Origin of the sequence: Acinetobacter sp. LMB-5 (assembly GCF_001541635.1) — a bacterium.
Classification (GTDB): Bacteria; Pseudomonadota; Gammaproteobacteria; order Pseudomonadales; family Moraxellaceae; genus Acinetobacter; species Acinetobacter pittii.
In genome coordinates this window covers 1-11,966 of record NZ_LRDR01000009.1, presented here as the reverse complement: position 1 = coordinate 11,966, position 11,966 = coordinate 1, and the positions used below count along the sequence as shown (strand labels likewise).

General features: G+C 38.7%; 10 protein-coding genes and 1 tRNA gene. 6 read left to right on the top strand and 5 right to left on the bottom strand.

Annotated features, from left to right (window positions below):
* Positions 1-5 precede the first annotated feature (5 nt).
* On the top strand, positions 6-962 hold the full coding sequence (gene cntB, locus AW165_RS13435; protein WP_060466106.1) for a carnitine monooxygenase, reductase subunit CntB: 957 nt from the start codon (positions 6-8) through the stop codon (positions 960-962).
* Between the two features lie 157 nt (positions 963-1,119).
* Positions 1,120-1,196, top strand: a tRNA-Met gene (locus AW165_RS13430).
* 43 nt (positions 1,197-1,239) lie between these two features.
* On the opposite strand, the gene AW165_RS13425 is transcribed toward AW165_RS13430, so the two are convergent.
* From AW165_RS13425 to AW165_RS13405, 5 genes are all read right to left on the bottom strand, one after another.
* Positions 1,240-2,268 (bottom strand): hypothetical protein, encoded by a 1,029-nt coding sequence (locus tag AW165_RS13425; protein WP_005070922.1) that lies wholly within the window; start codon positions 2,266-2,268, stop codon positions 1,240-1,242.
* Positions 2,261-3,886 carry an NAD+ synthase gene (locus tag AW165_RS13420; RefSeq protein WP_060466105.1) on the bottom strand — a complete coding sequence of 542 codons (1,626 nt, stop codon included), beginning with the start codon at positions 3,884-3,886 and terminating at the stop codon, positions 2,261-2,263. Before AW165_RS13420 ends, AW165_RS13425 begins: the two co-directional genes overlap by 8 nt.
* 385 nt (positions 3,887-4,271) lie before the next feature.
* Entirely contained in the window at positions 4,272-4,832 is a 561-nt protein-coding gene (locus AW165_RS13415; RefSeq protein ID WP_060466104.1) for a hypothetical protein, read from the bottom strand.
* A gap of 157 nt (positions 4,833-4,989) precedes the next feature.
* Complete coding sequence (hemJ, locus tag AW165_RS13410; RefSeq protein WP_002120291.1) at positions 4,990-5,442, bottom strand: protoporphyrinogen oxidase HemJ; 453 nt, start codon at positions 5,440-5,442, stop codon at positions 4,990-4,992.
* Positions 5,443-5,460: 18 nt separating this feature from the next.
* Positions 5,461-6,690 carry a beta-ketoacyl synthase N-terminal-like domain-containing protein gene (locus tag AW165_RS13405; RefSeq protein ID WP_002120440.1) on the bottom strand — a complete coding sequence of 410 codons (1,230 nt, stop codon included), beginning with the start codon at positions 6,688-6,690 and terminating at the stop codon, positions 5,461-5,463.
* Positions 6,691-6,990: 300 nt separating this feature from the next.
* Here AW165_RS13405 and AW165_RS13400 point away from each other — a divergent pair, with 300 nt between their 5' ends.
* The 4 genes from AW165_RS13400 (at position 6,991) to fusA (ending at position 11,832) form a co-directional block, all read left to right on the top strand.
* Positions 6,991-8,310 carry an EcsC family protein gene (locus AW165_RS13400; RefSeq protein WP_002120376.1) on the top strand — a complete coding sequence of 440 codons (1,320 nt, stop codon included), beginning with the start codon at positions 6,991-6,993 and terminating at the stop codon, positions 8,308-8,310.
* Positions 8,311-8,510: 200 nt separating this feature from the next.
* Positions 8,511-8,885 carry a 30S ribosomal protein S12 gene (gene rpsL / locus AW165_RS13395; RefSeq protein ID WP_002050319.1) on the top strand — a complete coding sequence of 125 codons (375 nt, stop codon included), beginning with the start codon at positions 8,511-8,513 and terminating at the stop codon, positions 8,883-8,885.
* A 160-nt stretch (positions 8,886-9,045) separates the two neighbouring features.
* Positions 9,046-9,516, top strand: coding sequence for a 30S ribosomal protein S7 (gene rpsG, locus AW165_RS13390; RefSeq protein ID WP_001138055.1), 471 nt, complete (start codon positions 9,046-9,048; stop codon positions 9,514-9,516).
* A gap of 177 nt (positions 9,517-9,693) precedes the next feature.
* The gene (fusA, locus tag AW165_RS13385) at positions 9,694-11,832 is read left to right on the top strand and encodes an elongation factor G (protein ID WP_002120436.1); all 2,139 of its coding nucleotides are present in this window, start codon (positions 9,694-9,696) and stop codon (positions 11,830-11,832) included.
* Positions 11,833-11,966: the final 134 nt, after the last annotated feature.

Below are 11,966 nucleotides of genomic sequence, written 5' to 3'. Positions count from 1 at the left end.
CTAATATGGCTAATCATTATGAAATGTTCCCAGCGGTTGTTACTCGTGTAGAACAGCTAACCCCTTTAATCAAACGGTTTACGTTCAAACGTCAAGATGGGCAGAACTTTCCTCGATTTAGTGGGGGAAGCCATATTATTGTCAAAATGAATGAACAGCTTTCAAATGCGTATTCATTGATGAGCTGTACGCAAGATTTATCAACTTACCAAGTCTGTGTTCGTAAAGATGTGGAAGGTAAGGGTGGTTCAGTGTTTATGCATGATCAGTGTAATGAAGGCTGTGAAATTCAGATTTCAGAACCAAAAAATTTATTTCGATTAGCTGAAACAGGCAATAAACATATTTTAATTGCAGGTGGAATTGGTATTACACCATTCTTACCTCAAATGGACGAGCTTGCAGCACGTGGTGCAGATTTTGAGCTACATTATGCTTACCGCTCACCTGAACATGCGGCTTTGTTAGATGAGTTAAAGCAGAAACATGCAGAACATGTGTTTAGTTATGTTGACTCAGAAGGCTGCTCATTAAAGCTGGATGAATTGATTTCATCACAACCTAAAGGCACACACGTGTATGTCTGTGGGCCGAAACCCATGATTGATGCTGTGGTTGATTGTTGTAATAAGCATCGTTATCGTGATGAGTACATTCACTGGGAACAATTCGCTTCAACAGTTCCTGAAGATGGGGAAGCATTTACGGTTGTACTTGCCAAATCTAATCAGGAAATTGAAGTACAAAGTAATCAGACGATTTTACAAGCTATTGAAACATTAAATATTGATGTGGAGTGCTTATGTCGCGAAGGCGTATGCGGTACATGTGAAACTGCTATTTTAGAAGGCGAAGCAGATCACTTTGATCAATACTTAAGTGATGCAGAAAAGGCTTCACAGAAGAGCATGATGATTTGTGTGTCGAGAGCTAAAGGTAAAAAACTAATATTAGATCTTTAATATATTTCTGTGGCCGATCAATTGTTTAAAGCAAAAAAATGCTAAAAAAAGAACAAATAATGATGATCTGAATCTTATTTGTTCAATTGATGGGCATTAAGGGTTTTTACCTATTGACCTGCTATACAGAACTATAGATAATGCGCACACAGTTTACGGCTATGTAGCTCAGTTGGTTAGAGCACCGCACTCATAATGCGGGGGTCACAAGTTCAAGTCTCGTCATAGCCACCATTTTAAAAACCACGCTCCTGCGTGGTTTCTTTTTATCTATTTTTTACTCATTAAAATGTTTTTCAATCATATCGAGTGTTTTTGAGCTTTGATAAAAAGGAGCTAAAAGCGCTTGAAGTAATGGTTCTAAAATACCGTGTTCATTAAAGGCATCCATAACCTTCGGATAAAAACGTAAAGCTTCGGTTTGTAAGTCGCTTTCGGTTAACCCAATCTCACTTAATACTTCAAATAAACTCTGATCTTTATAAAAGTCATAAAAAACTTCCACGCCATACAAAATCAGATCTTGCATAAATTGTGACTGGCGTAATTCTTTCCAGTATTCGTAAATTAAAACAAAAAACTCTTCAACATCGAGAGGAGTGAGCTGCTTCATAAACTCATACATTTTTTTATGTCTAATATCTTCCCAAACATGACGTACTAAACTTTCTAAATCTTCACTCGATAAAAGACTTAATTCTGTAAGTTGCTCATGAATAAAACTGGCAATCCAAGTTTCAAGTTTATGCTCGAGGCGTTGTTGTTGTAAAAAAGAGAATTTTTTGAGCTTATGTTGCCATTCAAAATGGTAGTCATCTATTCTAGATGCAGTTAGAAGTTTTGGTAATTTTTGTTCTAGAGTTGAGGTTGCAATATATTGGCAAAGCTGTTGTACAGAAGGGCTAGTTCTTAAAAACTGATTGAGATAATGAGGAATATGCTCCATTTCTAAAAATTTGGAGAGCCACATTTCAAATTGATGGTCAGAGACCAAGTCTTGTAACTGAATTGGCGATTTCATCGCAGATAAATAAATACGCTGTGCAATTTCCCCAATAAATTCAAGTAAACCAGCACCTAGCTGCATTTCAAAAGCATAGCGTTTCACAACGGCTTGTAGTTGCTCTAAATCAACAACTTCGTGTAGCTTGATTTCGTCAGCATGTTGCATAAATAACTGAATGAACTGCTGGAAATAAATAGGTGAGTTTTCTATAGATAATTGTTTTTTGAAAAATTCCACCTGCTCAAGCAAAAGTGCTTGAGCAAGTGCTGTAGTTTTTGATGAGTTTTTCTGCTCAGTCATTCGCTGTCCAACCGTTGACAATCGGATAACGTCGTTCGCGACTAAATGCACGAGAGGTAATTCTCGGGCCAATCGCACCTTGACGACGTTTGTATTCATTACGATCAACTAAACGGATGACTTTTTCAACAACTTCTTTATCAAAACCTTTGGCAATAATATCGGCCTGACCTAAATCTTCTTCAATATATGCGTAAAGGATGGCATCCAATACATCATATGCTGGTAAAGAGTCTTGGTCTTTTTGATCTGGGCGAAGTTCTGCTGAAGGTGGGCGAGTAATCACACGCTCAGGAATAACCGGAGTTTCGCTTAAGCTGTTACGGTATTTTGCTAATTCAAACACAATAGTTTTATAAACATCTTTTAGAACCGCAAAGCCACCAACCATATCGCCATAAAGTGTGCAGTAGCCAACTGAAAGTTCAGATTTATTCCCTGTAGCAAGGACTAAATTACCAAACTTGTTTGATAAGCCCATAAGTAATGTGCCACGAGCACGCGCTTGTAAATTTTCTTCAGTTGCGTCAGCTGGTGAATTACCAAAGAAAGGATACAAGGTTTGCATGAAGCTATTTACGATTGAGTGAATTTCAGCAATACCGAAAGTCACACCCATACGGCGAGCTTGTTCAGCCGCATCTTCTACACTAATTTGAGAAGTATAAGTATAAGGCATCATTACAGCTTGCACTTTTTCTGCACCGATTGCATCAACAGCAATTGCGAGTGTGAGGGCAGAGTCGATACCACCAGAAAGACCCAGAATCACACCAGGGAAGCCTGAGCGCTCTACATAGTCACGAGTTGCCATGACTAAACCTTGATAGATTTCTGCGAATGTTTCTAATGCAGGAGCAGACTCAGTGACTTTAAATAACTTTGTATCACGATCAAATTCAGCAATATAAATGTCTTCTTTAAAGCTTGGTGCTTGTAAAGCAATTTCACCATTTTGATTGCTGACAAAACTTGTACCATCAAAAATTAAATCGTCTTGTCCGCCCACTTGGTTAACGTAAACAATATTTAGATGAAGTTGTTTTGCAAGTTCACTCAAGGTCTGTATACGGTGTTGTGGTTTGCCGACTTCATATGGTGATGAGTTGAGTACAAGAACTGTATCAACATTTAATTGGCTCAACTGTTTGACAGTGTTAATTGACCAGATATCTTCACAGATTAATACACCAAACTTATGCCCAAGATATTCAAAAACTAAGTGCTGATGGCCTTTTTGGAAATAGCGTTTTTCATCAAAGACGCCATAGTTTGGTAAATTGTGTTTGTTAAAAACACCCAAAACTTGACCGTCTTTCATGACAGCAGCAGAATTATAACGTTGACCATCTTCTGTCTGGTTTACGAACCCGAAAACCATAACAATATCTTTAACTTCGGCAAGTTGTGCAAAAGCCTTTTGCATACGTTTATTTAAATTTGGACGTAACAATAGATCTTCAGCTGGATAACCAATAACAGAAAGCTCGGGAAAAATAATCAGGTCAGCGTCTTGTTTTTTCGCCTGATTTACTTGCTCAATCATCTTTTGGGTGTTTGAGTCAATATTGCCAATATGCGGAGAAAACTGAGCAAGGGCAACTTTAAAACTTTTCATTCAAACCTAATCCTAGATCATAACGAATATAGATACACACAGTGTTGATTTTTATGGATATAATTTTTCAACGATGTGTATGATACGATAGTAAACAATTAAAATAGTAAACAAAAATGTCAAGATCAATAATATATACCAATCCCATATTTTCTGCGTAAAAATAACGAGATTTTCTGTATAGAATAGAAACAGGCTTCATTATTTTTATTGTTTGTATACTGCCTTATCACAAGCTAATTTGGAATAAGTCTGTTCTATTTTTTTCAATAATTTGAATTGAATAAGCGCACTTTTATAGTTTAGATAAGTATTTCTGATTTATAAGAATTCTCATTTACATTACGCAAAAAATGTTACGTTCAAAGTGAGATTGATTATTTAGTTACAAATGAAGTTGAGGTGAACAGATAATATTTGGGATTTTTCCAGAGCAAATGTCGCGCGCAATTTCGCCTTGCTGTTCAATATTATACGTACTAAATGCCTTGTCAGGGTGATAGGTGTATTTGTAGGGATTGTAACTTTTAAAGCTGAGGTAATAGGCTGATTGTAATAAAGCACCTTTAAGTAGGACATGAATGCCTTTTTGATATTGCATGACGTGTGTGAGTTCGTGAATAAAAATACCCTGCATAAACTTAGATTCTAAAGCGTAATTTTCACTGTAATCAGCAGTATTGACATAAATATTCCCATTTGGGGCCATGAAAATACCGCAACTCTGCCAAGGGAGGTAGCGCGTAGCAATAATTTTAGGCCGTTCACAATCAAGCATGTCGCCGAAAACCATTTGTGCCAATAATTTTTCTTGAGCAGTCAGATGTCTAATCGGATAGTTTTTTAAGTGACGGAAAATAAAAAGTGTAAGAAGAATAAATGGTGTATGGGTTAAGCGTTTAAGGGCATTAAAAGTTAGCATAGCTTTGCCATTAGATGAGTTCATCTATTTGTTTAGCATAGTATAGATCATGTGTTGCTAAATAAAGAGCCATGGCTATTTATTAATTTTATAGTTCTGTTTTCATAAAACTTTAAATGAATTTCATGTTTTTATTATTGTGAATATAAGACTTCTTAGAGAAGAAAAGCAAAAGCCCCAGTTAGAACTGAGGCTTTACAACAACTAAAATCACAACAGCAAATAAAATTAAGGTTGGCATTTCATTAAAGAAGCGCCAAAACTTATGTGATTTATAGTGAGCATTTCCGATAAGCTTTTTACGATAATAGCCACATACCAAATGATAAATCACTAATAAAGCCACTAATCCAACTTTGAGGTAAAACCAAGTTGCTTGATGGTAATGTCGAGTTGCATCACCCCACTCTACAAGGAAATGGGCGGTAATTAATGTAGCAATCATCGAAGGCCACATAATTCCACGATACAACTTACGTTCCATTACCTCAAAGCGTTGATGACTTGCAGCATCTTCACTCATAGCATGATAAACATATAGACGTGGTAAGTAGAACAAAGCAGCGAACCAGCAAACCACGGCAATAATATGTAATGCTTTTACCCACAAAAAAGCATCAGAAGGTGCATCCATCGATAATCCTAGGTGGGATTATGCATCCCACTTCTTGAAAATAAGGCAAGCGTTAACACCGCCAAAGCCAAAACTGTTACTCATTACAGTATTCAATTTTGCATCACGTTTTTCAAGTACGATATCAAAAGGTTTTGCACCTTCATCAAGTTCAGTCACGTTGATGTTTGGTGCGATAAAGTCATTTTGCATCATTAGCACAGAGTAAATAGCCTCCTGTACACCAGCTGCACCCAAGCTATGGCCTGTCATAGATTTGGTTGAGCTAAGAGGAGGTACGTTACCTTCACCAAATGCACGTTCCATTGCTTTAAGTTCTGTAATGTCACCAGCTGGAGTAGAAGTACCATGTGTATTTACATAGTCAATTTTCTCTACGCCATGTTGCTTAGCTTCTTCAAGTGCCATTAATACACAACGTGTAGCACCTTCACCACTTGGAGCAACCATGTCCGCGCCATCACTGTTCGCAGCATAACCTACTACTTCAGCTAAAATGTTCGCACCACGTGCTTGCGCATGCTCAAGTGATTCAAGTACTACAAAACCACCACCGCCAGCAATAACGAAGCCGTCACGGTCTGCTGAATATGGGCGAGATGCTGTTTCTGGAGAGTCGTTATATTTCGAGCAAAGTGCGCCCATTGCATCAAACAATAAACTTTGAGACCAGTGATCTTCTTCACCGCCACCAGCAAGCATAAGGTCTTGTTTGCCAAGTTGAATTAAGTTGTACGCATAACCAATTGCATCTGCAGAAGTTGCACAAGCACTTGTAATAGTATGTGAAATACCTTGTAGTTTAAATGCAACACCTACGTTTGCAGTAATGGTGTTTGACATGTTACGTGGTACGAAGAATGGACCCACTTTACGTGCGCCTTTAGTCTCTAATAATTCTGTCATTTCAACAACAGAAGCAGTTGAGCCCCCACCTGAACCACCTGCAATACCATAACGTGGATTACCAGCAAGTTGTTCAGGAGTAAGTCCTGCATGTTCAACTGCAGCTACAGCAGCGTTGTATGCATACATCGCACATACGCCCATGAAGCGTTTTAATTTACGGTCGATATTATCAAAGTCTTGTTCTGCAGCAGCGCTGACATGACTTTTAAAATTGAGTTCAGCATAAGTTGGGTTAAAACGTGTCCCGGAGATTCCATTTTGAAGTGAATGAGTAACTGCTTCTAAAGAGTTACCGATACATGAGTTAATACCCATACCAGTGATTACAACACGTTTCATCTACAGGTCCCTTTATGGTGATATTTAAGAGTCTATCGTGTTCAACAGCTATGAAAATGAATAGGAGAATATAGCTGTAAGAAAACGGGACTCATGTTTTTCGTTGTTAACATGATAGCAGAAAGGATTTTTATTTCTTATGGCAAATCTTTATGACAATTTTACATTTAAAAAAAATAACCAAATACATAGTATGTTGCATTTAGGGTTAACTAAAATACACACATTCAAGTTGAGATAAATCCACATTCCACCTAGTATTTATCTCTAATTAGATAAATTAAAAAATCGAGGTACTTGATGACAAAATTTAATAATAATCAATCTGACAATTTGTTTTCTCAGGTCTTCGGAGTGGCTAAAAAGCTCAGTTCTACAGGATTGAGTATCTTGCAACAGAACCAATCAGGTGACGTAAGTAAGGTAATTGAACCAATCCCAACTGGAAAAACTGTTGAAGGTAGATCGAGAACAAAAAGCCCATTTGAAGTTGAGCAATATGAAAGTCCTCAACAAATGCTAAGAGAACATTTACCAAAAGTCACACGTCAGGTATTTGGTCGACATTTTAAAAAAGTAAATGGTGTTGCTACATTTCTTTCGCCAGATTGGGATGAAAAAATCTCAGGCCATTTATTTAATTGGTTAAATGACTTTAGTTCAAAAAGTACCTTAACTGAAAAAATCCTAGAAGAAGCGGGTGCTAAAGATTTATTTGAATTAACTAAAGATACAGGTCGTTCTCAACGTCTAAGTCAGGCGCTTATAGAACAAAACAAGCTCATTGCGACTGTACAAGGTGCAATTACAGGTGTATCAGGTGTCGTTGGTGCAGCTGTAGATATTCCAGTTTCATTAGTTTTGGTCTTAAGAACTATTTACCAGACAGGAAGGTCACATGGCTTTGATCTACTGGAGGTAGCAGACCAAGATGTTGTTGAGTTTATTTTTAAAGAAGTTGACATTAGCTTGATTGCAGAGAAACAAACTCTCTTGTTGGCTTTAAAAACATTGCGAAATATGTTGGAAACTCAAGATATTCATCAATTTCAGCAAGTATTAGGTTCAACCACAGATATAGATACTTTAAAGAACTGGTTAACAGATGAAGAAGGGGAGTTTAAATGGGAATGGTTAAATCGTATTCCTAAACTTTCAGCTTTTGGTAAGTTTACTCCAGTTGCAGGCGCTGTTTTAAGTGCAGTATATAGCTGGAAATTACAAGAAGATGTAGGACATAAAGCTCAGGCAATTTTTGGAGCTGCAAGACATTATTTAAACGAACATCCAAGTGAGCATTTATCTCCACTACAGGCTTATTATGCTGCGGTTACACTCATTCAAAAAGCAAGCCCAAGACTTTTAAATGTGGGTGAAGATGGCAACATTCATGCTGCTCATCATCATAAAGTAGAAAATCACGAGGTAATCTCGAAAGTATCTATTGTGTTAAAACCTACAGAAAGCGAAAAAAGTGAAGAGAAAGTTCAGGAAAATGTTCATAAGGGCTTAGAAAAACTTGCTGACAAACATGTGACAGAACATGAGCATACTGAGCAAAAGCCTGCTCTAACACCAGAGGATGATGACGAGATATTGGAAGATAAAAAATACTCTTAACAATACGCTTACAAAGTGAAGGTTTAAAAAGTAAAAATAGCCTCTATTTAAATTTGTAAATCGTGCTGTCAAACATTGATATGGTCAACATTTGGTAAGTATTGCCGTGTTGACCATTTTTGCATCTTGGCTTACAATTATGTGCCCTTAAAAAGAGGTATTTTCTTTTTAAGGTTTTTTAATAACGGGAGAATTGCCATATGGCAACAACGAATCAGTTGATCCGTAAGGGTCGTACGACTTTGGTTGAAAAATCCAAAGTTCCTGCGTTGAAGGCTTGTCCACAACGTCGTGGTGTTTGTACACGTGTTTATACAACTACACCTAAAAAACCTAACTCAGCTATGCGTAAGGTTTGCCGTGTTCGCTTAACTTCAGGTTTTGAAGTATCTAGCTACATCGGTGGTGAAGGCCATAACTTACAAGAGCACAGTGTTGTTCTTATCCGTGGTGGTCGTGTTAAAGACTTACCGGGTGTACGTTACCATACCGTTCGTGGTTCATTAGACTGTGCTGGTGTTAAAGATCGTAATCAATCACGTTCTAAATACGGTACTAAGCGTCCTAAGAAGTAATTCTAGGAAACTAGTCGAATAAGCCCTTTAGCGTTTCGCTTGTTTGAATTCTTCATAGATTTGTAATTCAAGCGACGTATAGTAAGGCCAGCGTCGTGTACATGACACTTGTACAAACTGCTGGATCATCCTGAAGTGTCATATTATTAGGTGTATTAAAATGCCAAGACGTCGCGTAGTCGCTGCTCGTGAGATCCTTCCAGATCCAAAATTTAGCAGCCAAACAATCGCTAAATTCATGAACCACGTAATGCAAGATGGTAAAAAATCTATTGCAGAAAGTATCGTTTACGGTGCTTTAGAACGCGTTCAAGAAAAAAACAAAGTAGACCCAGTTGAATTTTTCGAGACTACTCTTGAAAAAGTTCGTCCTATGGTTGAAGTAAAAGCACGCCGTGTTGGTGGTGCTACTTATCAAGTACCTATGGAAGTGCGCCCATCCCGTCGTACTGCCTTAGCTATGCGTTGGTTAGTAGATGCTGCTGCTAAGCGTTCTGAAAAAACGATGGCTTTACGTCTTGCTGGTGAGTTGCTTGATGCAGCTGAAGGTAAAGGTGCAGCAATCAAAAAACGTGAAGATGTGCACCGTATGGCTGAAGCTAACAAAGCCTTCTCTCACTACCGTTTCTAAGCGGATAAAACAGGCCTTATTCAGGAGAATATTCATGCGTACAGCAGCTCGATTCAACATTGCTCTCTATCAAAGTGGGGGCTTTGCAGGTATTTAAGTTGCCTGTTTGGATATTCGCGCGCATCAATTTAATTGGTGCGTCCTGTTTTAAATATAACATTTAGGAATGTAGACATCATGGCTCGCCAAACCCCAATTACTCGTTACCGTAACATCGGTATTTCTGCGCACATTGACGCAGGTAAAACAACTACAACTGAACGTATTTTGTTCTACACAGGTGTATCTCACAAAATTGGTGAAGTACACGACGGTGCAGCAACAATGGACTGGATGGAACAAGAGCAAGAGCGTGGTATTACAATTACCTCAGCTGCTACGACTTGTTTCTGGTCTGGTATGGGTAACCAATTCGAACAACACCGTATCAACGTAATTGACACCCCGGGACACGTAGACTTCACAATCGAAGTTGAACGTTCTATGCGTGTTCTTGACGGTGCGTGCATGGTTTACTGTGCTGTAGGTGGTGTACAACCTCAGTCTGAAACTGTATGGCGTCAAGCGAACAAATATAAAGTGCCTCGTTTAGCATTCGTGAACAAGATGGACCGTACTGGTGCAAACTTCTTCCGTGCTGTTGAGCAAGTTAAAACTCGTTTAGGTGGTAATCCTGTTCCTATCGTTGTGCCAATTGGTGCTGAAGATACATTCCAGGGTGTTGTTGACCTTATCGAAATGAAAGCGATTATCTGGGATGAAGCATCTCAAGGTATGAAGTTTGAATATGCTGATATCCCAGCTGACCTAGTTGATACGTCTAACGAATGGCGTACAAAAATGGTTGAAGCTGCGGCTGAAGCTTCTGAAGAATTAATGGACAAGTACCTAGAAGAAGGTGATCTTTCTAAAGAAGACATCATCGCTGGTTTACGTGCTCGTACATTAGCTTCTGAAATTCAAGTAATGCTTTGTGGTTCTGCGTTCAAGAACAAAGGTGTTCAACGTATGTTGGATGCTGTAATTGAATTCTTACCATCACCTACAGAAGTTAAAGCGATCGAAGGTATCCTTGACGACAAAGACGAAACTAAAGCGTCTCGTGAAGCATCTGACGAAGCTCCGTTCTCTGCGCTTGCGTTCAAAATCATGAACGACAAATTCGTAGGTAACTTAACATTCGTACGTGTTTACTCTGGTGTTCTTAAACAAGGTGATCCGGTTTATAACCCAGTTAAAGCTAAGCGTGAACGTATCGGTCGTATCGTGCAAATGCATGCGAACGAACGTCAAGATCTTGATGAAATCCGTGCAGGTGATATCGCAGCGTGTGTAGGTCTTAAAGACGTTACAACTGGTGATACATTATGTGATGAGAAAAACATCATTACTCTTGAGCGTATGGAGTTCCCAGAGCCAGTAATTTCATTGGCTGTTGAACCAAAAACTAAAGCAGACCAAGAAAAAATGTCTATCGCTTTAGGTCGTTTGGCTAAAGAAGATCCATCGTTCCGTGTTCGTACAGACGAAGAATCTGGTCAAACAATTATTGCTGGTATGGGTGAACTTCACCTTGACATCATTGTTGACCGTATGAAGCGTGAATTCGGTGTTGAAGCTAACATTGGTAAACCAATGGTTGCTTACCGTGAAACGATCAAAAAGTCTGTTGAACAAGAAGGTAAGTTCGTACGTCAAACTGGTGGTAAAGGTAAGTTTGGTCACGTATATGTACGTCTTGAACCGCTTGATGTTGAAGAAGCTGGTAAAGAATACCAATTCGTTGAAGAAGTTGTTGGTGGTGTAGTACCTAAAGAATTCTTTGGCGCGGTTGACAAAGGTATTCAAGAACGTATGAAGAATGGTGTATTGGCTGGTTACCCGGTTGTTGGTATTAAAGCGACATTATTCGATGGTTCTTACCATGACGTCGACTCTGACGAATTATCGTTCAAAATGGCAGGTTCTTATGCCTTCCGTGATGGTTTCATGAAAGCAGATCCTATCCTTCTTGAACCTATCATGAAAGTTGAAGTAGAAACTCCAGAAGACTACATGGGCGATATCATGGGTGACTTAAACCGTCGTCGTGGTATGGTTCAAGGTATGGACGATCTTCCTGGTGGAACAAAAGCAATTCGTGCAGAAGTTCCTCTTGCTGAGATGTTTGGTTACGCGACTCAAATGCGTTCTATGTCTCAAGGTCGTGCGACTTACTCTATGGAATTTGCTAAATATGCTGAAACTCCACGTAACGTGGCTGAAGGCATCATCGCTAAATTCCAAGCTGGCGGTAAAAAAGGTGACGACGAGTAATCTTTCGATTACTATAAGCCCAAACTAATTTCTTAGTTAAAAACCAAGTGCTCATGGGGTGACCCTCCATGAGTAGTTTATAAAGGAAGATCATCATGGCTAAAGCCAAGTTTGAACGTAATAAGCCACACGTA

Excerpts from the sequence above, each read along its gene's own strand:
- AW165_RS13415 (WP_060466104.1), bottom strand. The coding sequence starts at position 4,832 with ATGAACTCATCTAATGGCAAAGCTATGCTAACTTTTAATGCCCTTAAA.
- AW165_RS13425 (WP_005070922.1), bottom strand. The coding sequence starts at position 2,268 with ATGACTGAGCAGAAAAACTCATCAAAAACTACAGCACTTGCTCAAGCA.
- AW165_RS13405 (WP_002120440.1), bottom strand. The coding sequence starts at position 6,690 with ATGAAACGTGTTGTAATCACTGGTATGGGTATTAACTCATGTATCGGT.
- cntB (WP_060466106.1), top strand. The coding sequence starts at position 6 with ATGGCTAATCATTATGAAATGTTCCCAGCGGTTGTTACTCGTGTAGAA.
- rpsL (WP_002050319.1), top strand. The coding sequence starts at position 8,511 with ATGGCAACAACGAATCAGTTGATCCGTAAGGGTCGTACGACTTTGGTT.
- hemJ (WP_002120291.1), bottom strand. The coding sequence starts at position 5,442 with ATGGATGCACCTTCTGATGCTTTTTTGTGGGTAAAAGCATTACATATT.
- fusA (WP_002120436.1), top strand. The coding sequence starts at position 9,694 with ATGGCTCGCCAAACCCCAATTACTCGTTACCGTAACATCGGTATTTCT.
- AW165_RS13400 (WP_002120376.1), top strand. The coding sequence starts at position 6,991 with ATGACAAAATTTAATAATAATCAATCTGACAATTTGTTTTCTCAGGTC.
- rpsG (WP_001138055.1), top strand. The coding sequence starts at position 9,046 with ATGCCAAGACGTCGCGTAGTCGCTGCTCGTGAGATCCTTCCAGATCCA.
- AW165_RS13420 (WP_060466105.1), bottom strand. The coding sequence starts at position 3,886 with ATGAAAAGTTTTAAAGTTGCCCTTGCTCAGTTTTCTCCGCATATTGGC.